At 69.3% G+C, this 23,536-nt stretch carries 16 protein-coding genes; all 16 read right to left on the bottom strand.

Annotated features, from left to right (window positions below):
* Positions 1 to 124: 124 nt before the first annotated feature.
* Positions 125 to 1,591 carry a glutamate synthase subunit beta gene (locus tag D9C15_RS07735; RefSeq protein WP_127996866.1) on the bottom strand — a complete coding sequence of 489 codons (1,467 nt, stop codon included), beginning with the start codon at positions 1,589 to 1,591 and terminating at the stop codon, positions 125 to 127.
* Between the two features lie 113 nt (positions 1,592 to 1,704).
* Positions 1,705 to 6,456: a glutamate synthase-related protein gene (locus tag D9C15_RS07730; RefSeq protein WP_127996865.1), complete on the bottom strand. Its 4,752-nt coding sequence runs from the start codon at positions 6,454 to 6,456 to the stop codon at positions 1,705 to 1,707.
* A 116-nt stretch (positions 6,457 to 6,572) separates the two neighbouring features.
* Positions 6,573 to 7,301, bottom strand: a complete 729-nt coding sequence (locus D9C15_RS07725; RefSeq protein WP_127996864.1) for a transposase — start codon at positions 7,299 to 7,301, stop codon at positions 6,573 to 6,575.
* 15 nt (positions 7,302 to 7,316) lie between these two features.
* Positions 7,317 to 7,916 (bottom strand): pilus assembly FimT family protein, encoded by a 600-nt coding sequence (locus D9C15_RS07720; protein WP_259372596.1) that lies wholly within the window; start codon positions 7,914 to 7,916, stop codon positions 7,317 to 7,319.
* A 5-nt stretch (positions 7,917 to 7,921) separates the two neighbouring features.
* Complete coding sequence (locus D9C15_RS07715) at positions 7,922 to 8,422, bottom strand: type IV pilin protein (protein ID WP_127997000.1); 501 nt, start codon at positions 8,420 to 8,422, stop codon at positions 7,922 to 7,924.
* Complete coding sequence (locus D9C15_RS07710) at positions 8,422 to 12,858, bottom strand: pilus assembly protein (RefSeq protein ID WP_205854750.1); 4,437 nt, start codon at positions 12,856 to 12,858, stop codon at positions 8,422 to 8,424. Before D9C15_RS07710 ends, D9C15_RS07715 begins: the two co-directional genes overlap by 1 nt.
* A gap of 15 nt (positions 12,859 to 12,873) precedes the next feature.
* Positions 12,874 to 13,506: a pilus assembly PilX family protein gene (locus D9C15_RS07705; RefSeq protein ID WP_127996862.1), complete on the bottom strand. Its 633-nt coding sequence runs from the start codon at positions 13,504 to 13,506 to the stop codon at positions 12,874 to 12,876.
* 13 nt (positions 13,507 to 13,519) lie between these two features.
* The gene (locus D9C15_RS07700) at positions 13,520 to 14,575 is read right to left on the bottom strand and encodes a PilW family protein (RefSeq protein WP_164886677.1); all 1,056 of its coding nucleotides are present in this window, start codon (positions 14,573 to 14,575) and stop codon (positions 13,520 to 13,522) included.
* 8 nt (positions 14,576 to 14,583) lie between these two features.
* On the bottom strand, positions 14,584 to 15,177 hold the full coding sequence (pilV, locus tag D9C15_RS07695; protein ID WP_127996861.1) for a type IV pilus modification protein PilV: 594 nt from the start codon (positions 15,175 to 15,177) through the stop codon (positions 14,584 to 14,586).
* A gap of 98 nt (positions 15,178 to 15,275) precedes the next feature.
* Positions 15,276 to 16,460: a deoxyguanosinetriphosphate triphosphohydrolase gene (locus D9C15_RS07690; protein ID WP_127996860.1), complete on the bottom strand. Its 1,185-nt coding sequence runs from the start codon at positions 16,458 to 16,460 to the stop codon at positions 15,276 to 15,278.
* Positions 16,461 to 16,473: 13 nt separating this feature from the next.
* Entirely contained in the window at positions 16,474 to 17,577 is a 1,104-nt protein-coding gene (gene aroB / locus D9C15_RS07685; RefSeq protein ID WP_127996859.1) for a 3-dehydroquinate synthase, read from the bottom strand.
* Positions 17,578 to 17,606: 29 nt separating this feature from the next.
* Complete coding sequence (locus tag D9C15_RS07680) at positions 17,607 to 18,170, bottom strand: shikimate kinase (RefSeq protein WP_127996858.1); 564 nt, start codon at positions 18,168 to 18,170, stop codon at positions 17,607 to 17,609.
* A 19-nt stretch (positions 18,171 to 18,189) separates the two neighbouring features.
* Complete coding sequence (locus D9C15_RS07675) at positions 18,190 to 20,058, bottom strand: beta strand repeat-containing protein (RefSeq protein ID WP_127996857.1); 1,869 nt, start codon at positions 20,056 to 20,058, stop codon at positions 18,190 to 18,192.
* Between the two features lie 65 nt (positions 20,059 to 20,123).
* The gene (locus tag D9C15_RS07670) at positions 20,124 to 22,283 is read right to left on the bottom strand and encodes a type IV pilus secretin PilQ (protein ID WP_375138760.1); all 2,160 of its coding nucleotides are present in this window, start codon (positions 22,281 to 22,283) and stop codon (positions 20,124 to 20,126) included.
* Positions 22,280 to 22,837, bottom strand: coding sequence for a pilus assembly protein PilP (locus tag D9C15_RS07665; RefSeq protein WP_127996856.1), 558 nt, complete (start codon positions 22,835 to 22,837; stop codon positions 22,280 to 22,282). The genes D9C15_RS07670 and D9C15_RS07665 overlap by 4 nt, the downstream gene beginning before the upstream one ends.
* Entirely contained in the window at positions 22,834 to 23,529 is a 696-nt protein-coding gene (locus D9C15_RS07660; protein WP_127996855.1) for a type IV pilus inner membrane component PilO, read from the bottom strand. The genes D9C15_RS07665 and D9C15_RS07660 overlap by 4 nt, the downstream gene beginning before the upstream one ends.
* Positions 23,530 to 23,536 lie beyond the last annotated feature (7 nt).

Below are 23,536 nucleotides of genomic sequence, written 5' to 3'. Positions count from 1 at the left end.
CATATGAATCGGGGCATCCTAGCGCATGCCCTGTCGCCCCCCGCAGCCCGGGGAGGGCGCAGATACATCTTCTCACCAGCAGCGCAGGCGCACTGCCGGATTGGTCACGCTCGGCCCGCCCGCTTCAACGCGGCAGGTCGCTCGCGCCCATCAGGTACTTGTCGACCGCCTGCGCCGCCTGCCGGCCTTCGCGGATCGCCCACACCACGAGCGACTGGCCGCGCCGCATGTCGCCGGCCGCGAACACCTTGTCGACGCTGGTCTTGTAGCCGCCCTCGGCATCGACGCCGGCGCGCGCGTTGCCGCGCGCATCCTTCTCGACGCCGAAGGCCTCGAGGATCGAACCGACCGGGCTGACGAAGCCCATGGCCAGCAGCACCAGGTCGGCCGGCAGCACCTGCTCGGAGCCGGCCACCTCGGTCATCTTGCCGCCCTGCCACTCGACGCGCACCGTCTTCAGCGCCGTGACCTTGCCCTTCTCGCCGATGAACTCCTTGGTGGCGATGGCGAACTCGCGCTGGCAGCCTTCCTCGTGGCTCGACGAGGTGCGCAGCTTGATCGGCCAGTACGGCCACACCAGCGGCTTGTTCTCCTGCTCGGGCGGCATCGGCAGCAGCTCGAACTGCACGACGCTCTTCGCGCCGTGGCGGTTGCTGGTGCCCACGCAGTCGGAGCCGGTGTCGCCGCCGCCGATCACGATGACGTGCTTGCCGGAGGCAGAGATCTGCCCCTTGACCTTGCCGCCGGCGTTGACCTTGTTCTGCTGCGGCAGGAACTCCATGGCGAAGTGGATGCCGTCCAGGTCGCGGCCGGGCACCGGCAGGTCGCGCGACTGCTCGGCGCCGCCGGTCAGCAGCACCGCGTCGAAGGCCGCCTTCAGCTCGTCGGGCGCGATGATCTCCTTGGCCCAGTTGGTGACCTTGCTGCCCTCCGGCAGGTGGCCCACCAGCACACCGGTGCGGAAGCTCACGCCCTCGGCCTTCATCTGCTCGACACGCCGGTCGATGTGCGACTTCTCGAGCTTGAAGTCGGGGATGCCGTAGCGCAGCAGGCCGCCGACCGCATCGTTCTTCTCGAACAGGGTCACGTCGTGCCCGGCGCGTGCGAGCTGCTGCGCGGCCGCCATGCCCGCCGGGCCCGAGCCGACCACGGCGACCTTCTTGCCGGTCTTCGCCTTCGGCGGCCGCGGCACGACCCAGCCCTCGGCCCAGGCGCGGTCGATGATCGCGTGCTCGATCGACTTGATGCCGACCGCGTCGTCGTTGACGTTCAGCGTGCAGGCGGCCTCGCAGGGCGCCGGGCAGATGCGGCCGGTGAACTCGGGGAAGTTGTTGGTCGAGTCCAGCGTGTGCCAGGCGTTCTTCCAGTCGCCGCGGTACACCAGGTCGTTGAAGTCCGGGATGATGTTGTTGACCGGGCAGCCGTTGTTGCAGAACGGCGTGCCGCAGTCCATGCAGCGTGCGCCCTGCACCTTGGCCTCGTCGGCCTTCAGCCCGATGACGAACTCCTTGTAGTGCTTCACACGCTCGGCGACGGGCGCGTAGCCCTCCTCCAGGCGCTCGTACTCCATGAAGCCGGTGACTTTGCCCATGATGGTTTCTTGCTCTCAGTGTTGCTGCGTCGTCAGGCACTCGGGCGCCGGGCCGCCCCAAGCCCGAGTGCCGACCCCTCGGGGGTGGCCGCGGTACCCCGCGGCCGGGGCTGTCATTTCGCGGGAATCGCCTTGCTGCCCTTCTTCTCCGGCGCCTTCGCCTTCGCGATGGTGTCGCCCGCTTCCTTCGCCGCGTTGAGCTCGCCGAGCGCGCGCTTGTACTCGTTCGGGAACACCTTGACGAACTTCGCGCGCGACTCGGCCCAGTGGTCGAGGATGTGCCGCGCGCGCAGCGAGCCGGTCCACTTGTGGTGGTCCTCGATCAGCTTGCGCAGCAGCACCTCGTCAGCCTCGCCCTTGTGCCAGAACGAACGGTCCACCGAGGCTTCCTGGTCGGCCTTGGGCAGTACTTTCTCGAGCGCGACCATGGCCGTGTTGCAGCGCTGCGCGAAGCTGCCGTCCTCGTCGTAGACGTAGGCGATGCCGCCGCTCATGCCGGCCGCGAAGTTGCGCCCGGTCTTGCCGAGCACGACCACCGTGCCGCCGGTCATGTACTCGCAGCCGTGGTCGCCGGTGCCTTCCACCACCGCCGTCGCGCCCGACAGGCGCACCGCGAAACGCTCGCCCGCGACGCCGCGGAAGAAGGCCTCGCCGCCGGTCGCGCCGTACAGCACCGTGTTGCCGACGATGATGTTGTTCGTCGCATCGCCGCGGAACTCGATCGACGGGCGGATCGCGATGCGGCCGCCCGACAGGCCCTTGCCGGTGTAGTCGTTGGCGTCGCCGATCAGGTAGATCGTGATGCCCTTGGCGAGGAAGGCGCCGAAGCTCTGGCCGCCCGTGCCTTCCATCTGGATGAAGATGGTCTGGTCCGGCAGGCCCTCGGGATGGCGGCGGATCAGCTCGCCCGAGAGCATCGCGCCGACGGTGCGGTTGACGTTGCGCGCGTCCTCGAGGAACTGCACCTTCTCGCCGCGCTCGAGCGCGGGCAGCGCCTTCTGGATCAGGCGCTGGTCGAGCGCCTTGGCGAGACCGTGGTCCTGCTCCTCGACCTGGCGGCGCGGCACCTCGGCCGGCACCGCCGGCAGGTGGAACACGCGCGAGAAGTCCAGGCCCTTCGCCTTCCAGTGCGCGATGCCCTTGCGGGTGTCGAGCAGGTCAGCGCGGCCGATCAGCTCGTCGAACCTGCGGATGCCCAGCTGCGCCATGATCTGGCGCGCTTCCTCGGCGACGAAGAAGAAGTAGTTGACGACATGCTCGGGCTTGCCCGCGAACTTGCGGCGCAGCACCGGGTCCTGCGTGGCCACGCCCACCGGGCAGGTGTTCAGGTGGCACTTGCGCATCATGATGCAGCCCTCGGCCACCAGCGGCGCGGTGGCGAAGCCGAACTCGTCGGCGCCGAGCAGCGCCCCGATCACCATGTCGCGGCCGGTCTTCATCTGGCCGTCGGCCTGCACCCGGATGCGGCTGCGCAGGCGGTTCAGCACCAGGGTCTGCTGCGTCTCGGCCAGGCCCAGCTCCCAGGGCGTGCCGGCATGCTTGATCGAGCTCCAGGGCGACGCGCCCGTGCCGCCGTCGTGGCCGGCGATCACCACGTGGTCGGCCTTGGCCTTGGCCACGCCCGCGGCGATCGTGCCCACGCCGACCTCGGACACCAGCTTCACGCTGATGCTGGCGCGGTGGTTGGCGTTCTTCAGGTCGTGGATCAGCTGCGCCAGGTCCTCGATCGAGTAGATGTCGTGGTGCGGCGGCGGCGAGATCAGGCCGACGCCCGGCACCGAGTAGCGCAGGAAGCCGATGTACTCGCTGACCTTGCCGCCCGGCAGCTGGCCGCCCTCGCCCGGCTTGGCGCCCTGGGCCATCTTGATCTGGATCTGATCGGCCGAGACCAGGTACTCGGTCGTGACGCCGAAGCGGCCCGAGGCGACCTGCTTGATCTTCGAGCGCAGCGAGTCGCCAGCCTTCAGCGTGATGTCGGCCTCCATCACCTTGGCGCCGAGCACGTCGCTGACCTTGGTGCCGTCGACGATCGGAATGCCCTTCATCTCGTTGCGGTAGCGCGCCGGGTCCTCGCCGCCTTCACCGGTGTTGCTCTTGCCGCCGATGCGGTTCATCGCGATCGCGAGCGTCGAATGCGCCTCGGTGGAGATCGAGCCGAGCGACATCGCGCCGGTGGCGAAGCGCTTGACGATCTCGGCCGCCGGCTCGACCTCGTCGAGCGGAATCGCCTTGCTCGGGTCAACCTTGAACTCAAACAGCCCGCGCAGCGTCATGTGGCGCTTGCTCTGGTCGTTGATGATCTGGGCGTATTCCTTGTAGGTCTCGAACTTCCCGCCGCGCACGCTGTGCTGCAGCTTGGCGATGGCGTCGGGCGTCCACATATGCTCCTCGCCGCGCACGCGCCAGGCGTACTCGCCGCCGGCGTCGAGCATGCCGGCGAGCACAGGGTCGTCGCCGAAGGCCGCCTTGTGCATGCGGATGGCTTCCTCGGCCACCTGGAACACGCCGATGCCGCCGACCTGGCTCGCGGTGCCGCGGAAGTACTTCTCCACCAGCGGCTTGTCCAGGCCGATGGCCTCGAACAGCTGGGCGCCGCAATACGACATGTAGGTCGACACGCCCATCTTCGACATGATCTTCGAGAGACCCTTGCCGATCGCCTTGACGTAGTTGTAGATCGCCTTCTCGGCGGACAGGTCACCCGGCAGCTCCTGGTGCAGCGCGGCCAGGGTCTCCATCGCGAGGTACGGGTGCACGGCCTCGGCGCCGTAGCCGGCCAGCACCGCGAAGTGGTGCACTTCGCGGGCCGAGCCGGTCTCCACCACCAGGCCGGCCGTGGTGCGCAGCCCCTCCCGCACCAGGTGCTGGTGGATCGCCGAGAGTGCCAGCAGCGCCGGGATGGCGACGTTGTCGCGGTCCATCGCGCGGTCGCTGATGATCAGGATGTTGTGGCCGGTCTTGATCGCGTCCACCGTCTCGGCGCACAGCGATGCGAGCTTGGCCTCCACGCCCTCGGCGCCCCAGGCGAGCGGGTAGGTGATGTCCAGCGTGTAGGTCTTGAACTTCGCGCCGGTGTGCTTCTCGATCTGGCGCAGGCGCGCCATGTCCTCGAAGTCGAGGATGGGCTGCGGCACCTCCAGGCGCATCGGCGGGTTCACCGCGTTGATGTCCAGCAGGTTCGGCTTCGGGCCGATGAAGGAGACGAGCGACATCACGATCGCCTCGCGGATCGGGTCGATCGGCGGGTTCGTCACCTGCGCGAACAGCTGCTTGAAGTAGTTCGGCAGCGGCTTGTTCTTGTCGGACAGCACCGCCAGCGGCGAGTCGTTGCCCATCGAGCCGATGCCTTCCTCGCCGGCCACGGCCATCGGCGAGAGCAGGAACTTGACGTCCTCCTGCGTGTAGCCGAAGGCCTGCTGGCGGTCCAGCAGAGACTCCTTGAACGCCAGGCTCTCCGGCTCGGCGGGAGTGTCCTCGAGCTTGATGCGCACGCTCTCGATCCACTGCCGGTAGGGCTTGGCCGAGGCGAACTGCTGCTTCAGTTCCTCGTCGTCGACGATGCGGCCCTGCTCGAAGTCGATCAGGAACATCTTGCCCGGCTGCAGGCGCCACTTCTTGACGATCTTCGCCTCGGGGATCGGCAGCACGCCGGATTCGCTGGCCATCACGACCAGGTCGTCGTCGGTGACGATGTAGCGCGCCGGGCGCAGGCCGTTGCGGTCGAGCGTGGCGCCGATCTGGCGGCCGTCGGTGAACACCATCGCGGCCGGGCCGTCCCAGGGCTCGAGCATCGCGGCGTGGTACTCGTAGAACGCGCGCCGGCGTGCGTCCATCAGCGTGTGCTGCTCCCAGGCCTCGGGGATCATCATCATCGCCGCGTGCGCGAGCGGGTAGCCGGCCATCACCAGCAGCTCGAGCGCGTTGTCGAAGGTGGCAGTGTCGGACTGGCCCTCGAAGCTGATGGGGTAGAGCTTCTTCAGGTCGTCGCCCAGCACGGGCGACTTCATCACGCCTTCGCGGGCGCGCATCCAGTTGAAGTTGCCCTTGACGGTGTTGATCTCGCCGTTGTGCGCAACCATGCGGTACGGGTGCGCCAGCGGCCACTCGGGAAAGGTGTTGGTCGAGAAGCGCTGGTGCACCAGCGCGAAGGCCGAGGTGACGCTCGGGTCCTGCAGGTCCTTGTAGTACTTGCCGACCTGGTCGGCCAGCAGCAGGCCCTTGTAGATCACCGTGCGGCAGCTCATCGAGGGCACGTAGTACTCGCGCGAGTGCGTCAGCTTGAGCGCCTGGATCGCGCTGCTCGCGGTCTTGCGGATCACATAGAGCTTGCGCTCGAGCGCATCGGGCACGATCACGTCCGGCCCGCGGCCGATGAAGATCTGCCTGAGCACCGGTTCCTTGGCGCGCACGGTGGGCGACATCGGCATGTCCTTGTCGACCGGCACGTCGCGCCAGCCCAGCAGCACCTGGCCCTCGGCCTTGACGGCGCGCTCGAGTTCCTGGATGCAGGCCAGGCGCGACGCATGTTCCTTGGGCAGGAAGATCATGCCGACGCCGTACTCGCCCGGCGGGGGCAGCTCGATGCCCTGCTTCGCCATCTCGGCGCGGTAGTACTCGTCCGGAATCTGGATCAGGATGCCGGCACCATCGCCCATCAGCTTGTCGGCCCCGACCGCGCCGCGGTGGTCGAGGTTCTCCAGGATCTTCAGGCCCTGCTCGACGATCGCATGTGCCTTCTGCCCCTTGATGTGCGCCACGAAGCCGACGCCGCAGGCGTCGTGCTCCAGCGCAGGGGTGTACAGGCCCTTGTCGGCCGCCTCGCGCAGTTCGTGGGCGGTGGCGCTGAGCGGTTGGGGCGTGACCATGGCAGGCTCCGGCAGATCGAAACGGCCGCAAGCTTACTGCAGCGCAACATGGGCGCCAAGCGTTTTAAATGGGGTCTGACCCCATTTAATCAGATCAAACGATCAGCCCCCGACTTTTAGGGGACAGATAATCTCCCCGCCACCTCGGCGGTACCGGACTGGCGGCTCGGACGCCCCCGGCGCAGCGGCGACGGGCGGCGGCTCGTGCCGGCACGCAGCCCGTCGACGAAGGCGGGCGACCCGAGCGCCCAGCCTTTCAGGGCGGCGTCGCGTACCGCCTCGCGCGCGGCGCCAGGCACCGGCTGGGCCAGCAACGCCAGGTAGGCCGCTTCGCGCTCGAACGGCGTGTTGCCGAGGGCCCAGAACACCTCATGCTCGGTCAGCGCCGGCTCGTGCCGGCGGCCAAGGTGGTGCCCGGCGCTCGACCAGCGCAGTGCATCGGAACCGCCTGCAAGCGGCGTGCCGTCATCGTCGCAGCCCTCGACGAACCGCAGTGCCTCGATGAAATGCGCCTGCGGCTCGAGCACGGTGGATCGGAAACGCCCCTCCCAGGGCGTGCCGGCACGTTGGTGGCGCTGGTTGAAGGCGCGCACGTAACGCCGCCCGACGGCCTGCATCATCTGCCCCAGCGAGGTGGCCGTGGTGGGCGTGGCAAGCAGCCGCACCTCGCCGGAGAACAACCCGTAGCCGTGCAGCAGCACGCCCGCTTCGCGTGCGGCGCCCGACAGTGCCTGCAGGTAGGTGGCGCGATCGGCTTCGTCGAGCAGCACCGGCTGGCCGTTCAGGCCGCGGTGCACCACCACGTGGGGCAGGCCAGCGACGACGAGGCGGGGCAGGCGGGCCAAGGCGTCGGAGGTCCGTCAGATGCCGCCCGCGGCGGCGCTGCAGGTGACCGGGTCGGGCTTGCAGACCCGCAGCCGGCCGGTGGTGTTGGCGATGATGCGGCGCGTGTCGGTGCCGTTGTAGAGGTCGATCGCGTGCACGCCCCCGGCCGGGAAGGCACCGTCGAGCTGCACCATGAAGCCGCTGCCGTTGAACATCGCGTACGGCACGCCGCCGCTGAGGAAGCCGGTCACGTCGGCGGAGGCCGGGGTGGACAGCGAGGCCGGCAGCGCCGCATGACGCGTGACCTCGAAGTCGGTGCCCTCCTCCATGGTCAGCGTGCCTGCGGTGACGTTGCTGTTGACGTCGACGAAGGCGATCCAGCCGCTGGCCCAGGTCGCGCCGTCGGCCGGCACGACGAAGGCGCGCAATTGGCGCTTCATGGCCTCGGCCCGCGCCGCGCTGAGGGCGGCGAGGAACTCGTTGGACGTACTGGTCAGCTCCGCATTGCGCCGGTAGGCGATGAAGCTCGGCGACGCGATGCCCAGCAGGATCGCGATCATCGCGATCACGACCATCAGCTCGACCAGGGTCATGCCCCGTCGGCGCCACGCAGGCGATCGCAGGGTCGGCAGCATCGGCTTCATTTCCAGCAGATCTCCGGCTTGGTTCCGGTGCAGTCCTTGCGGCCGGTGCTCATCAGCGAGAGCGTGCCGGCGGCCGGGTCGGTGCCGGCCGGGTTGGGCACGGCCGAGAGCTGCACGCACTGGTTGGCCGGCAGCGGCGCGCCGCCGACGACGCAGGCTGTGGCAGCCAGCAAGTGCGCGTTCGAACGGGTGCTCGACTTGGTGCTGAACGGTGTCGCGACGTTGGCGCCGGCACAGTTGGTGCCGGTGGAGGCGCCGGCGCTGGCGTTGAACAGGAAGTAGCAGCCGTTCTGCGACAGGTAGCGCTCCTGCTGCTGCATCAGGTTCATCAGCGCGGTGCGCGCCTCGGCGCGCCGGCCCTTGAGCACCGACTCGGTGTAGGCCGGGTACGCGACCGAGGCGATCACGCCGATGATCGCCACCACGATCATCAGTTCCAGCAGCGAGAAGCCGCCGGCCTTGTGCGCGGCCCGCAGGCCGCTGGCGTCCAGGCGCATCACGGGGCGTTCCTCAGTTCCTGGTAGTTGCTGATCTCGCGCCAGCCGAGCCGGCCGCTCATGCTGTCGCTGGTGATGCTCGGCGGCGCGGAGATGCCCGCGGAGCCCTGCAGGATGATCTGCCAGCGCGAGGTCTGGCGGCGCATCCGCGTCGAGTCGGTCCCGTCCTTCGAGGCACTGCCCAGCTGCATCACGAACGGCTCGCCGAGGATGCCGACCGTGGACACCGTGCCGGTGCCGTCGCCGCCGAGGAAGTCGATGATGTACAGGTTGCCGCTGCCGTTGTCGCAGCTGTTGAGCGCCGGGATCACCGAGCCGAAGATCAGCTTGCCCGCCAGCACGGCGAAGTTGCTGATCTGGCGCTCCCCGGTCCCTGCGCTCGCCGGCGAGGTGGTGGTGGCGGAGAACGGGAAATCGAAGTACCAGCCGGCGCGCGAGGTAGCGCTGTTGTCGGTGGTCGGCCGTCCCCAGTTGAACGCCGGCACGTTGACGGTGGTCCCGGTCATCGTGCCGCCCATCAGGCGCGGCCGGCCGGCGATCGCCGCCTCGGGCGTGGCAACGCCGTCGACGGTGCTGCTGCCGTTGTCGAGCACCGCATAGACCGACTGCGCGTTGTAGGACGGCGAGATGTCGCTCACCTCGAGGAACTTGCCGGTGCCGAAGGCCACCACGATGCTGCGGTTCGGGCCGAACACCAGGGCCGGCTCCATCGAGATCGGCTGCCGGTTCGTGCTGCCCGACGCGTCACGTGCCACGTACATCGGCAGCGCCGTGCCCGACTGCTTGAACGAGCTGAGCGCGTCCAGCGACCAGGCGCTCGCCGCCGTCTTGGTGAAGTCCAGCTTCCACAGGTTGCCCTGCAGGTCGCCGACATACAGGTAGCTCAGTTCGCTGGAAGTACCCACGCGGGCGCTGAAGCCGATGATGCCGGTGGTGATCGCGTTGGTGCGCACCGGGAACTTGATCTTGTAGTAGTTGCCGCCGAGCGACCAGCTGTCGGTCTTGGGCTTGCCGAGGTCGAGGAAGAACAGCGCCGGCTCCGCGGTGGTGCTGGCCCGGCCGTCGGCCGCGTGGTTGTTGACCCCGCTGGCCACCACGGCGAAGTACTTGTAGTTCGGCGTCGCGGATCCGGCGTTCAGGTTGACCTTCAGGATCTGCGGCTTGCCGACCACGTTGCCGAGGTCGACGTCGTCGCGGTCGGTGAACTCCCACAGAACCTTGTCGTTGCCGGCACCGGCACCGAAGGCGGTCGGGTCCGTGACATCGAGCGCGTACACACCCTGGCCGCCGCCGCCGGTGCCGCCCACCAGCACCGTCTTCCAGTTCGGCGAGGCGCTCGTGCCCGTGTTGGCCTCGGCCACCGTCGGCGTGGCGTCGACGTAGCTCTGGTGCGTGTAGTTCGGCGAGGTCAGCGCCGTCAGGCGCGGCACCACCCAGCTCGGGATGTAGGCGAACAGCTCGTCGCCGGTGTCGGCGTTGAAGCCGTGCAGCATGCCGTCGTTGGCGCCGACGAACAGCGCCTTGACGCGGTTGCGGTTGGTCGACTCGAACGAGGCGTAGGAGCTGTCGGAGATGTTCTTGGTCGGCGCGCCGGAGAAGGCCACGCCGGAGTTGACGATGTCGCCCAGGCGGCCGCTGCGACGACGGAACACCACGCCGGTTCCGGCCTCGGAGGCACGCTCGCCGCGCAGGTAGTTCAGGCGCGCTTCGCCGATCGTGTCGGAGTCGGGAGTCGAGCCGCCGGGCGGCAGCTTCATCGCATCCTTGATCTGGGTCGGCAGGCTGCCGCTCCAGACGAACTCGGCCGTGTTGAACAACCCGGTGCCCGAGCCGCTGTAGTAGCCGACATAGATGTTGCGCGAGGCGATGCTGCGGTCGTCGAGCTTGCCCGAGGCGCCGACGGCGTCACCCGCCAGGTTGCGCCAGGGCGAGTTCTGCAGCGTGCCGATCGACACCGAGGTGCCGCTGGCGGCCAGCGAGACCGGGTAGGCGACCAGGTCGCCGCTCCAGTCGGCCGGGTCGAACTGCGCCTGGTAGACCAGGCCGCCCGAGGTGGTGAGACGCTGCGTGGAGATCGCACCGCCGGCGATCGAGGCCGCCTCGGAGGCGATGTTGGCGAAGATCTGGTCGAGTGCGTCGAGCACCTCCTGCGCCGAGCTGGACAGGAAGTAGTTCTTGGCCTCCTTCTTCGTCAGGTCGGCAGTCTGGCGCTCCCAGTTCAGGTTGTCCGGGTCGTTGACGAAGTTGTTGTCCGACGGCTTGGTGCCCGGGGCCAGCTTCTTGAACGGGTTGCCGCTCTCGGTCACGTCCTTGAAGCCGCCGTACTTGGCCGCGAAGTAGAACTGGTTGCGCACGCGGTGCACGGTCGGGTCGGTCTGCTGGCCGTACTCGTTGACGTCCAGCCAGTAGGTCGTCACGCGCATCCCGGGGCGGCGCTTGGCGGTATCGCTCCACTGGTTGCCTCGGATGTCGTGCGTGTTGGCCCAGTAGGCGATGCCGGCCATGTAGTACGACGCGGCGTCGGCACCGATGTTCTGGTTCTCCATGCCCCAGCGCGCCGTCACCGGCGTGTTGGGGTTGCTGGTGGTGCGCGAGACGCCCTTGCCGTCGGTGTAGGTGACCGAGTTGTTGGACTCGAACCCGCCGACCACCTTGGTCCAGAAGTAGAAGTCGGGCTCGTTGGCGGCGTCGCTGGCGGTGCGCGCCGCGTCACCCTTGCCGGTGCGCGTGGACGGGTTGCCGGGCACGTAGCGGTCGTTGTGCGTGTTGACGTCGCCGATGCCCACGATGTTGTTGCGCACGCAGCTGTAGTCCGTCATGCCGGAGACGGCCGGATGCGGGTCGGTGTAGCTGGTGTAGACGGGGAAGCCGTCACGCATCGTGTCGGTGATGCCGGTGATGGCGGAATGGCCCACCGTGGAGTCGATGTTGGTCGGCTGCAGGCCCTGGATGTAGCGCATGCTCTCGTAGTAAAGCTCGCCCACCGGGTCGTAGGTCTTGTACTGGCCGAAGGTGCCGTGGCGGCCGAACTGGTTCAGGTAGTTGATCACGCCGCTGATCGGCTGCCCGGGCCAGTTGCTGCCCGTGCCGCTGTTGGGGCCGCCGCCGGAGTCCGGGTCGCGCAGGAACACGCCGGTCACGTCGTCCCACTCGCGCACCGGGTTGGCGCCGGTGACCAGGTTGAAGTTCGCGTCGAAGGACTTGTCGCCGACGTACTTCATCGGCGCACGCAGCACGCCGCCATGGCGCTGCGGGTCGCCCGGGCTGTGGTTCAGATAGCCGAAGGCGGCCACGCGCACCCGGTCGCTGTACTTCTGCAGGTTGCCCACCGGCTTGTAGTTGCCCGATGGGTAGCGCTGGCACAGGTCGATGCGCGGATCGGTGAGCACGCCGCCGGAGCTCTCGCACACACGCACGCGGGAGTAGAAGAAGCCGTCCGACGTGAGGCCGCCGCTGGCCGGCGCCACCGGCCGCGTGTAGCAGGCCTTCACGGTGCCGACGATCGGGTCGCCGAAGGTCGCGTTGTTGCAGGCGACGTTCGTGTTGGTGGTCATCAGGCGCCAGTTCGTGCCCGCGCCATAGGCCACCTCCACCGTGCCGGTCACGGCGCAGGTGCCGTTCTCGGCCGCGCAGGCCGTGGCGGAGAAGTCCGACGGCAAGGTGCCGGTGTAGTTCGTGACGACACCGAGCACCGGTGTCACCGCCGCCCCGGTGCCGAGGTTGGAGTTGTTGCCCGGCGTGGCGCAGCTGCCCGTGGCCTGGGTGCCGAAGTGCACTCGGTTCAGGCAGTTGGCGATGTAGATGTCGCCGGTGTGGGCGCCGCGCAGCACATCAGGCACGGCACCGGCGGCGAGCGCCGCGGTCAGCACCTTGGACGGGAAGTTCGAGCCGTTCCAGAAGTTGTTCGAGACGCTGGTGTTGGGCAGCACGGCGCGCTGCAGCACGGTCAGTGTGCCCGTGTCGACCACGCGGTCGCCGCCGGTCAGGCCCAGGCGCAGCACGTCGATCGCCGAGCTGGTGGCCCAGTTCATGAAGTTGCCGCTGAAGCCGGTGCCGCCGCAGGTGCGGTTGGTGGCCGCGCCGATGCGGTCGAAGCGGCGCAGCGTCGCATCGGCATCGTTGACGTAGCTGTAGCAGCTCTCGGTGTCGAAGTAGCCGATGTACTTGGTGGTCGGCGCGTAGGTGTTGTCGCTGGTGGCGCCCGGCGAACTCACGTACTGCGCGCCCACGGTCGGGAACTCGACCGACAGTGCCAGCGTCAGCGTCGGCTTGGCGCGTGCGCCGCGGGCGTACAGCGGCTCAGCGGCCAGCGCCACCGTGGGCGGCAGCGGCGTCTGGCTCTGGCTCAGCAGCGACGCGAAGGCCGCGGCGATCAGCACCGGGGCACCGATCCAGCGGGCCGAACGGCTGGTGCCGACGGCTTGCAGCAGGTTCATGAGTCGAGACATGGCTTAGTCCCTGTCCTTCCTGTAGGTCATCTGCATCACGACCTGGATGTCCTCGCGCGGGCCGAAACCCATCGCGGTCACCCGGTACAGCTTCAGCTGCGGCTTGCCCGGGTCGTACTTGGCGCTGGAGCCCCACGCCTGGTCGTCCAGTACCTCGACCATGTAGCGCGGCTTGCGCGCCGGCTTGATGCCGACGCCGCCGGCGTCGAACTGGCCGCCGGTGAACTGCCCGTACTCGACGGTGCGGGCGGTGGCCGGGTCGTTGTCGAGGAAGTCGACGGTCAGCCAGACCGGCTTCTGCGTCTCGGGCTTGGGCTCGCACAGGCCCAGCGAGAGGCCGGCGGTGCCGCAATCGGGCACGAAGATGCCGGTGTTGGACGGGCTGAACTGCGCCACGCGGTTGCCGGCGAAGGCGTTCGGCCCGGCGATGTCGAACTCGGCGTCCATCAGGGCCGATTCGGCCGACTGCGTGGCCACGAGATTGTCACGGTCGTAGCGCGTCGAGCGCTCGCCCAGCAGCGCGATCTGCGCGCCGCCGATGCCGAGGATGGTCACGACCACCAGGATCAGCAGCACGACGACCAGCGTCACACCACGCTGGGCATGCGGCGGTGGGAGCAGGGAGGGCTTGTGCATGGCGGCGTCCGGGTCAGGAATTCGGGAACACGTACTGCGGGTTGCGCAGGTGGATCGTGAACACCAGGGTCTGGCGCAGCCGGCCGTCGGCGGGCACCACCAGGCGCGAGCCGACGTCGGCGGCATTGAAGAAGCCGTTGCCGAGCACGTCGATCGTGCGGCCGCTGCTGGCGCGGTCGACCGCGGAGTTCGCGCCGCCGCGCACCACCAGGCCGACGCGGATGGCGCGCACGCGGCGCCAGTTGTCCGCGGTGGCCGCCGGGTTGCCGGCCACGTCGAGCTCGCTGGCGCGCAGGTAGCGCTCGGGCACGGTGTCGTTGCCGACGTTGTTGATGTTCAGCGGCAGCTGCAGCACCGGCGGCGCGGCGCCGGGCGCCACGCCGTCGACGCCGAACAGCAGCTGGAAGCCTTCGACGCCCTCGACCAGAGGCACCTGCTGCCAGGCGCCGGTGGTCGGGTTGACGAAGGCGCACACCAGCGTCGGCTCGCCGGCGGCGCTGCGCACCACGTGGAAGATGCTGTAGGCCGGCGCCGGATTCTCCGGCTCGTTCATGCCGGCACAGTTGATCATCGAGCCGCTGCCGACCGCCGCCCCGGGGCGGGTGTCGCCGAAGTAGCGGATCATCAGGACGTCGCTGCCGTTCTGGCAGCTCGTGTCCGGCACGGCACAGGCCGCACCGCGGCTCTCGTGGGCCAGGCCGCCGGGCAGCGCGGCCAGGTTGGCGATCACCGCGTTGTCGTAGGCACGCACACCCGGGTTGGTGTCGCCGCCGATGCCGCACGGCACGGTGGCGCCGGGCGTGCCGCAGAACAGCCGCCAGGGGGTGAAGTTGCCGCCGGCGTTGTTCTCGTAGCCGGCCTGGATGCCGATGCGCTGGATCAGGCTGGCCGCGAAGCGCGCGTTCTCGCGCAGCTGCGTGCTGCTGTCGACCGCGTTGAAACCCTGGCGGCCGATGACCAGCGTGGCGACCGCCGCGCCGGCGATCAGCAGGCCGAGCGCCATGGCCACCAGCAGTTCGACCAGCGTGAGGCCGGCCTGTTGCCGGCGCGCGAGCGGAGTGGCGTTCATCGTCATGGTCAGTCGGCGATCAGCGGGAGCACGACCGCCGGCACGCCGGTGCCGCCGGCGGTGACGCGGTCGAGGTCGTTCGCGTTGGCGTCGGTCGACTGGCGCGCCCAGCCGATCTTCACCACCGAGGTCTTGGTGGCGCCGCCATCGCAGGCCCAGCGCGGGCGGCCGTCGGCCGAATACGGGTTGTCGTCGAAGCAGACCACCACGCGCACACCGGGCACCGCCGCGCTGATGCGGCCGAGCCACTCGCGCATGTTGAACTGCGCCACCGAGAGCTGCGTCGGGCAGGAGACGGCGAAGCAGTCGCTCGGCGCCGCGGGCAGCGCGCCCGGCGCGGAGAAGTCGACCAGGTAGGGATTCGCCCCCGCGTTGGTGTCGCGGGCGATGTTCTTGGTGCTGCGCATCATGTCGCCCAGCTCGCGCGCCAGCGCCACCGCGGTGGACTGGTAGCGCGCCTCCTTGTTCGCCTGCAGGGCCATGGCCTGAAGGCCGACGACGCCCAGCACGCCGAAGGAGAGCACGACGATCGCGACCAGCACCTCCAGCAGCGTGAAGCCGCGCTGGGTGACCGGGCGCACCGGAGTGACGGTGATCTTCATGTGGCGATTCTTGTCGGCCGCCGGCAGCCGGGCAACGCCCCGGCGTGCCGCCCATCGCGCGCCGGCGGCCGCTCGTCCGCCGCGCCGCCTCGGGCACCTCAGTCGGTGTCGAGCTGGCGCTGCAGCGCCGCGGAGAAGGCCGGGCCGTAGAGCCGTGCGTGCTCGCGCAGCGCGAAGCGGTCGGTCATGCCGGCGATGTAGTCGGCCACCGCCTCCGGGCGCGGCTCGCGGCGCGCGTGTTCGTCCGGCATGCGGCCGGGTTCGGCAAGGTAGGCGTGGAACAGTTCACGGATCACCCGGCGCCCGCCGTCGGTGGTGGCCACCACGCGCGGATGGCGGTAGAGCGCGCGCCGCAGGAAGCGCTTCAGCTCTCCGAGTTCGCCGGCGCAGGGCTCGCTGAACGCGATCAGCGGCGGTGCTCGGCGCGCGGCGTCGGCGTCGGCCGGGTCATGGCGCTGGAGCAGTTGCTCGGAGCAGGCCACGAGATCGTGCACCTGGGCCGACAGCATGCGGCGCAGCGTCTCGTACAGCAGCCGCCGGCCAGCGAGCCCGGGGTGCTCGTGCAGCGCCTGCGCGTGGTGGCGCGCGAACAGCGGCAGGCCGAGCAGCTGGTCGGCCTGCAGCAGCCCGGCGCGTACGCCGTCGTCGACATCGTGCGTGTTGTAGGCGATCTCGTCGGCCAGGTTGCACACCTGCGCCTCCAGGCCGGGACGGGTACCGTCGATGAAACGGCGCCCGACCCCGCCGGGTTCGATCCGCTCCAGTTCGGCGGCATGGCGGCGCGAGCAATGCTTGAGGATGCCCTCGCGCGTCTCGAAGCTGAGGTTCAGGCCGTCGAAACCGGCGTAGCGCTGCTCCAGCGCGTCGACCACGCGCAGGCTCTGCAGGTTGTGCTCGAAGCCGCCGCTGCCGGGCGCGGCCTCGCGCAGGCAGGCATCGAGCGCGTCCTGGCCGGCGTGGCCGAAGGGCGTGTGGCCGAGATCGTGCGCCAGCGCGATGGCCTCGCAGAGGTCCTCGTGCAGGCCCAGTCGGCGTGCGATCGCACGCGCCAGCTGGGCCACCTCGAGCGAATGTGTCAGGCGGGTGCGGAACAGGTCGCCCTCGTGGTTGAGGAAGACCTGCGTCTTGTAGACCAGGCGGCGGAACGCCGTGCTGTGCACGATGCGGTCGCGGTCGCGCTGGAAGTCGTTGCGGCCCGGCGCCGGCGGCTCGGCATGGCGTCGGCCGCGCGAGCGGGACGGGTCGCTCGCGCAGGCGCGCAGGCCGGCGGCAAACGGATCCATGGCGCGGCCGGACCTAGCGGCAGCAGTCCTCGATCACCTGCGCGACCAGCGCATCGGGCGCTGCGCGCAGCCCCGCACGGCCGGGCGACTCGATGACCACGAAGCGGATCTCTCCACCCTCGGCCTTCTTGTCATGGCGCATCAGCTCGAGGTAGCGTGCGGCCCCGAGGCGCGGGCCGACCACCGGCAGGCCGGCGCGGCCGATCAGCGCCTTCAGCCGCGCCGCGTAGGCGGCCGGCACCAGCCCGAGCCGCACCGACAGCTCGGCTGCCATCACCATGCCGCAGCCGACGGCCTCGCCATGCAGCCATTCGCCGTAGCCCAGGCCGGTCTCGATGGCGTGGCCGAAGGTGTGGCCGAAGTTCAGGATCGCGCGCAGCCCGGCCTCGCGCTCGTCCTGGCCGACCACTTCGGCCTTGATCTCGCACGAGCGCCGCACCGCATGCACCAGGGCGGCGCGGTCGCGCGCGCGCAGCGCGTCCAGGTTGGCCTCGATCCACGCGAGGAAGGCGTCGTCGGCGATCGGGCCGTACTTGATGACCTCGGCCAGGCCGGCCGACACCTCGCGCGGCGGCAGGCTGTCGAGCATGGCGAGGTCGGCGATCACGCGCAGCGGCTGGTAGAACGCGCCGATCATGTTCTTGCCCAGCGGGTGGTTCACCGCCGTCTTGCCGCCGACCGAGGAATCCACCTGCGCCAGCAGCGTCGTGGGCACCTGCACGAACGGCACCCCGCGCATGTAGCAGGCCGCGGCGAAGCCGGTCAGGTCGCCCACCACCCCGCCGCCGAGCGCAAACAGCAGCGTCTTGCGGTCGAAGCCGCCGCCCAGCAGCGCGTCGAAGATGCGGTTCAGGCCGGCCCAGTCCTTGTGCTGCTCGCCATCGGGCAGCGCCAGCACCTCGACGCGCGCGTAACGCGTGCGCAGCGTGCGCGCCAGCGCGTCGGCGTAGCGCGGCGCCACTTCGGTGTTGCTGACGATCAGCGCGCCGCTGGCACGCGGCAGGCCCTCGAAGGCGGCGGCGTCGCCGAGCAGGCCGGCGCCGATCAGGATGTCGTAGCTGCGTCCGCCGTCGAGCGCGATGCCGACGCGGGCGGCGATGCCGGTGGAAGGGGTCATGGGCCGCAGTGTAGGCCCGGCCCGGCGCGTCAGCGCTGCGGCGGGCGCGGCTCGACCGGTGAGGGCACGGTGGACGAATCGAGCACGCCCGCCAGTTCGAGCTGCATCAGGATCATGTTCACCAGCGTCGGCACCGACGGGCGGCCGGTCTCGATGACGAAGTGGGCGGTCTGGCGGTACAGCGGGTCGCGTTCGGCGAACAGCTCGCGCAGCTTGCGCAGCGGGTCGGCCACCTGCAGCAGCGGCCGGTGCGTGTCGTGGCGCAGGCGGCGGAACAGCTCCTCCGGCGTGGAGCGCAGGTAGACCGCCGTGCTGTGGTCGCGCAGCGCGCGCCGGTTCGCCTCGCGCAGCACCGCGCCGCCGCCGGTGGCGATCACGCCGCTCGGCCGCTGCGCGAGCTCCGCGATCACCTCCTGCTCGATGTCGCGGAAACGCGCCTCGCCCTCGCGTTCGAAGAACACCCGGATCGGGCAGCCGATGCGGCGCTCGATCTCGGTGTCGGCGTCGACGAAGGCGACGTTCAGGGCCCGAGAAAGATGACGCCCGACGGTGGACTTGCCACCGCCGGGCATGGCGACGAGGGAGATCAGCACCCTCGCATCATCGCGCGAATCACGGATAGGCCGCGCAGGTGCCCGGGGTGGTGCCGAACGGGCTGGTGGCGCCAGCCGGCGGTACGGTCTCGCTGGTGAAGTCGGACGCGAGGCCGTTGACGACGAACTCGGCCTCCTTGCTCGACTCGGTGCCGGCCACCACGGCCTCGGCACGCAGCCTCACTCTGACCCAAGGCGCATAGCTCTCGGCGTAGACCAGGGATACGGTGATGCGTCCGGTCGAGTCGGTCTTCGCGTTGCCCGGCGTCACCGAGATCACGTTGCCGGGTTCGAGCACGCCATTGGAGTTCTTGTCCTCGGTGGCTCCATCGAGCACGCCGTCGAAGTCGAGGTCCTCGTTCTTGCAGAAGCTCACGTTGTTTGTGTAGACCCAGGACTTGCCGTTCCAGCCCAGCGTGCCGACCCCATAGGCCACCGGCAGCACCTTGAAGGTTAGCGTCACGCCTTCGACGGCGATGCCGTTGGCATCCGTCACGTAGGCCACCCAATCCTTCTTGTAGGTCTGCTCGTCGAGGTTCTCGATCACGTTGCCGGTGCCGAGAGCGATGAACAGCGCGCTCTGGTTGACCGTCAGTGCGGCCGTGCCGAACACACTCGCGTTCGATGCCACCGAGGCGCGCAACTTGACGCCGTTGCTGGCCGTGGTCAGCGCGCCGGCGATGTACTCGACCTTGGCCTGGCCGCTGCCGTCGGTCGTCGCCGAAGCCTGCGACAGGTCACCGCCGCTCGGATCTTCGACACGCGTGAAGTTGACCACCGCGTTCTTGACCGGGTTGCCGTTCACGTCGGTCACCGTGGCCAGAACGTCGGCCCGGTTGCCGGTCGACCCGCTGGAATTCGGGCCGATCGCCGTTGGCGTGACCTGCAGTACCAGCTTGTTCGGCGCCAGCGACACAAAGTCGACCAGCACCGTGGCCTGCGCCGTGGTGGCGCCGGTCAGCGTGGCCTGCAGCGTGGCCGGGCCGGCCGTGGTCGACGTCACGCTGGCCGTCGCGATGCCGCTCGCGTTGGTCACCGCGCTGCTCGGCGTGATCGTGCCGCCGGTGGCTGCGAAGTTCACGGTGCGACCCGACACCGGGTTCCCGTTCTGCAGGTAACGCACGCTCACCGCGGTCGCCGTGCCGACCGGAATCTGCGCGTTGGCCGCCGGGCTCGTGAAGACGAAGTTCTCACCGCTGATCTGCAGCGTGGCGGTGGTGGTGGCTCCGCCACCGTCGAAGGTCAGCGTGTCGGTGCCGGGGTTGGTGGCGGTGTAGGTCACTGAGGCGCTGCCCAGCGAGTCCGTGGTCACCGAGGTGGCAGACAGTCCGTTGTTCAGGCTGCTCGCCACGGTGATCGGCAGGTTGGCGATGGCCACGCCCTGTGAGTCCGTAGCCTTGACCGCGACCGTGCTGTTCGCGCCCAGCGTCACCGTGGTGGCGCCGGAGAACGACAGCGTCGTCCCCGCGACGGCCACCTGCAGCGTGCCGACGGCCGAGCCGGAGGTCGCCGTGACGGTGATGGTCCGGTTCGACTTGTCGCCGCCGGCCGAGAGCGTGGCCGTGGCGACGCCGGCGGAATCCGTGGTGGCGCTGGCCGAGGTCAGCGTGCCGCTGCTGGTCGAGAAGCTGACGGCGGTGTCGGCAAGGCTGACGTTGCCGGCCCCCTTGACGATGGCCGTGATGGTGACCGACGCGTTCGCGCCGGTGCCCAGCTGGACCGCGCTGGCCAGCATGTCGATGGACTGCGCCGTCGTCGTGCCGCCGTCATCGCCGCCGCAAGCCGACGAACCCGTCAGCGGCGACGAACCGGCGTCGCAGCCGCCGCTCCCGCACGCCGCCAGCATCAGGGTGGCGAACACCGCCACCAGCCACTTGATCACCTTCATTCGGTTCGCTCCCGGCCTCTATGTCGTTGGTTCCTGACCCACTTCTCGATGCGTTGCGCGGCGGTTCAGCGCGCCACCACCCGATCCGTCACGACCTTGGGCGTGAGGAAGATCAGCAGTTCGGTGCGTTCGGACGACTTGGTCGTCGTCTTGAACAGGTTGCCCAGCACCGGGATGTCGCCCAGCACCGGCACCTTGGCCACGTCGGTGCGGTCGCTCTGCTCGAAGATGCCGCCGATCACGACGGTGCCGCCGTTCTCGACCAGCACCTGGGTCTTGATGTGCTTGGTGTCGATCGCGAAGCCGGCTGCGGTGGCCTGGCCCACGCTGTCCTTGTTGACGTCCACGTCCAGGATCACGCCGCCCTCGGGCGTGATCTGCGGCGTCACCTCGAGCTTCAGGTTGGCCTTGCGGAACTGCAGCGAGGTCGCGCCGCTGGAGGTCGCCACCTGGTAGGGCAGTTCGGTGCCCTGCTCGATCAGCGCCTTCTGCTGGTCGGCCGTGACGACGCGCGGGCTCGAGACCACCTTGCCCTTGCCGTCCGCCTCGGCGGCCGAGATCTCGAGGTTCAGGAAGCGGTTCGAGTTCGCGCCGAACAGCGAGATCGCGAAGGTTGCCGGGTCGTAGCCGCCCTGGCCGATGGCCGGCAGGTTGACGAACTGGGCGTCGCTGAAGGTGACGTTGGTCGCCGTCGTCTGGCGCGTCTGCGCGCCAATGGCGTTCAGGTTGCCGCCGATCGACACCCGGTTGTCGCCGCCCACGCTCCAGCCCGGCACGCCGCCGCGCAGTCCGCGCAGGTCGGTGGCACCGAGCTTGACACCCAGCGAGCGCGAGAAGCTGTCGTCGGCCACGACGATGCGCGCCTCGATCAGCACCTGCCGCACCGGCACGTCGATCTTGCTGATCATCGACTGGATCTCCTCCAGCTTGGAGGGCACGTCGCTGACGAACAGCTGGTTGGTGCGCGTCTCGAAGATCACGCTGCCGCGCTGCGACAGGATGCGCGTGCCGCTGCCGGATCCGCCCCCGCTGCTCTGCCCGGTCAGGCCCTTGGCCACGTCCTCGGCCTTGGCGTAGTTGAGCTGGAACGACTGCGTGCGCAGCGGTTCGAGCGAGGTGATCTGCTGCTTGGCCTCGAGGTCGGCCTTCTCCTTGGCGGCCAGTTCGTCCTTCGGGGCGATCCAGATCACGTTGCCCGACTTGCGCAGCCCGAGGCCCTTGGCCTGCAGGATGATGTCCAGGGCCTGGTCCCAGGGCACGTCCTTCAGGCGCAGCGTGACGTTGCCGGTCACGGTGTCGCTGGTGACGACGTTGAAGTTGGTGAAGTCGGCGATCACCTGCAGCAGTGCGCGCACCTCGATGTTCTGGAAGTTCAGCGACAGCTTCTCGCCGGCGTAGCCGGGGCCCTGCGTCAGCTTGTTCGGGTCGACCTTCTGCGGCCGCACCTCGAGCACGAACTGGTTGTCGCTCTGGTAGGCGCTGTGCTCCCACGAGCCGCGCGGCTCGACCATCATGCGCACGCGGTCGCCCTGCTGCGAGGTGGTGATGGTCTGCACCGGCGTGCCGAAGTCGGTGACGTCGAACTTCTTGCGCAGGTTGTCCGGCAGCGTCGAGCGCAGGAACTCGACCACCAGGCTCTGGCCCTGCTGGCGGATGTCCACGCCGACCTGGTTGTTGGCCAGCTCGACCACCACCCGGCCGGCGCCGTCGTTGCCGCGCCGGAAGTCGATGTCCTTGAGTGCCAGCGGGTTGGTGTTCAGGCTCTCGGCGAAGCGCACCGGCTGTTCCGTCGGCGTCGCGGCGGCCGGCGGCGGACCGCTGGATTCGATCGCCAGCAGCAGCGTCTTGCCCTGCACGGTGGCCTTGTAGTTGGCCGCCTGCTTCAGGTTGAGCACCAGGCGCACCCGGTCACCGGCCTGCGCCACGTTCACCGAGCGCAGGTTGCCCTGGTTCAGCTCGACGCTCGAGCGGCCGAGCGCGTTGCTGACACCCGGCAGGTCGATCGCGATGCGCGGCGGCGTCTGGATCGTGAAGCCTGCCGGCACCGCGGCCAGCGGCTCGCTGAGCTCGATGCGCACGACGTCGGACGAGCCCTGCTGGGAGCTGTTGATCGATTGGATCGCGTTCTGCGCGAACGCGGCGATCGGCATGCCGACCGCCAGCAGGAATGCCAGCGCCCCGCCCCGCCACTTGCTCATGATGGTGTTCTCCTGATGGCTGCTCATCGCGCCTTCTCCTGAAGCTGGAGGGCGCTGGGGCGCTCGATCCACTCCCCTGCCGCGTCCTGCACGATCTCGCGCAAGTTCACGTCGGTCTCCGTGATCTTGGTGATCTTCCCGTAGTTCTGGCCCAGGTAGTCGCCCTGCTTGACCTGGTACAGCAGGTTGTCCACGCGCAGCAGCGCGTACTGCTGGCCATTGCGCGTGACGCTGCCGACCATGCGCATGCTGTCCAGCGGGTAGGCCTCGAGCGGCTCCTTGCGCCGGTTCATCTCGGTGGCCAGCAGAGAGTTCGGCTGCCGCGCCTCCTGCTTCAGCGCCACCGTCAGCTTCTGGGCGCTGAACGGCTCGACGCCGGTCAGCGCGGTGTAGGGCTGCGGCACGAAGTTCTTGGGCGGTGTCAGCGGCTGCACGCTGGGCTTGACCTCGCGCTTCTGCTGATCCATCCACTGGCTCAGCTCCTGCTCGTCGCCGGCGCAGCCGGCCAGCGCCAGCACGCAGGCGCTCAGCAGCAGGGCGGGCGCGGCGAGCGGCCGCGCGGGCGTCGTCGTTGCGCTCATTTCTTGGCTCCCGGGGCCTTCTTCTGGGCCGCGGCGCGGGCCTGCGCGATCTCTTCCTGATCCAGGTAGCGATAGGTGCGCGCCGTCGCCTCCATGCCCAGCGGCGCGGTGCTGCCGCTGTTCTGCGGTGTGGCGCTGATGGACAGGTTGTGCAGGGTCACGATGCGCGACAGGTTCGCGATGTCGGCGGCGAAGGCGCCGATGTCGTGGTAGCGGCCGGACACCTTGATCGCGATCGGCAGTTCGGCGTAGTAGTCCTTGACCACCACGCTGCCGGGGCGGAACAGCTCGAACTGCAGGCCGCGGCCCAGGCCCGCCTGGTTGATGTCCGACAGCAGCGCGTCCATCTCGGCCTTGCCCGGCAGCTGCTTCTCGAGTTGCGTCACGTACTCCTCGACCTGCAGCTTCTGCTTGCGCAGCTCGTCCAGGTTGACCGCCTGCGCCAGCTTGTTGCGGTAGTCGGCCTTGAGCGTCGGCTCCTTGGCGCGCTCGGCGTCGAGCTCCTCGTGCGAGGTGGACAGCAGCAGGAACCAGCCCAGCACCACCATCACCAGGGCGACGCCGGCCCAGGTCATCAGCTTGGGAAGGATCGGCCACTGGCCCGGCTCGTTCGGGTTCAGGCCGCGGAACTGCGACGCGGCGCCCTCGAACACCGAGTTCAGGTCCACGTTCATGCCACGTTTGGTCGCCATGCGCGCC

This window comes from Piscinibacter defluvii (assembly GCF_004011805.1).
GTDB lineage: Bacteria > Pseudomonadota > Gammaproteobacteria > Burkholderiales > Burkholderiaceae_C > Piscinibacter > Piscinibacter defluvii.
This window is presented reverse-complemented; position numbering and strand designations above follow the sequence as displayed.

Coding starts and splice junctions, on each gene's coding strand:
- D9C15_RS07735 (WP_127996866.1), bottom strand. CDS start 1,591: ATGGGCAAAGTCACCGGCTTCATGGAGTACGAGCGCCTGGAGGAGGGC.
- D9C15_RS07730 (WP_127996865.1), bottom strand. CDS start 6,456: ATGGTCACGCCCCAACCGCTCAGCGCCACCGCCCACGAACTGCGCGAG.
- D9C15_RS07720 (WP_259372596.1), bottom strand. CDS start 7,916: ATGCTGCCGACCCTGCGATCGCCTGCGTGGCGCCGACGGGGCATGACC.
- D9C15_RS07715 (WP_127997000.1), bottom strand. CDS start 8,422: ATGCGCCTGGACGCCAGCGGCCTGCGGGCCGCGCACAAGGCCGGCGGC.
- D9C15_RS07710 (WP_205854750.1), bottom strand. CDS start 12,858: ATGAACCTGCTGCAAGCCGTCGGCACCAGCCGTTCGGCCCGCTGGATC.
- D9C15_RS07705 (WP_127996862.1), bottom strand. CDS start 13,506: ATGCACAAGCCCTCCCTGCTCCCACCGCCGCATGCCCAGCGTGGTGTG.
- D9C15_RS07700 (WP_164886677.1), bottom strand. CDS start 14,575: ATGAACGCCACTCCGCTCGCGCGCCGGCAACAGGCCGGCCTCACGCTG.
- pilV (WP_127996861.1), bottom strand. CDS start 15,177: ATGAAGATCACCGTCACTCCGGTGCGCCCGGTCACCCAGCGCGGCTTC.
- D9C15_RS07690 (WP_127996860.1), bottom strand. CDS start 16,460: ATGGATCCGTTTGCCGCCGGCCTGCGCGCCTGCGCGAGCGACCCGTCC.
- aroB (WP_127996859.1), bottom strand. CDS start 17,577: ATGACCCCTTCCACCGGCATCGCCGCCCGCGTCGGCATCGCGCTCGAC.
- D9C15_RS07675 (WP_127996857.1), bottom strand. CDS start 20,058: ATGAAGGTGATCAAGTGGCTGGTGGCGGTGTTCGCCACCCTGATGCTG.
- D9C15_RS07670 (WP_375138760.1), bottom strand. CDS start 22,283: ATGAGCAGCCATCAGGAGAACACCATCATGAGCAAGTGGCGGGGCGGG.
- D9C15_RS07665 (WP_127996856.1), bottom strand. CDS start 22,837: ATGAGCGCAACGACGACGCCCGCGCGGCCGCTCGCCGCGCCCGCCCTG.
- D9C15_RS07660 (WP_127996855.1), bottom strand. CDS start 23,529: ATGGCGACCAAACGTGGCATGAACGTGGACCTGAACTCGGTGTTCGAG.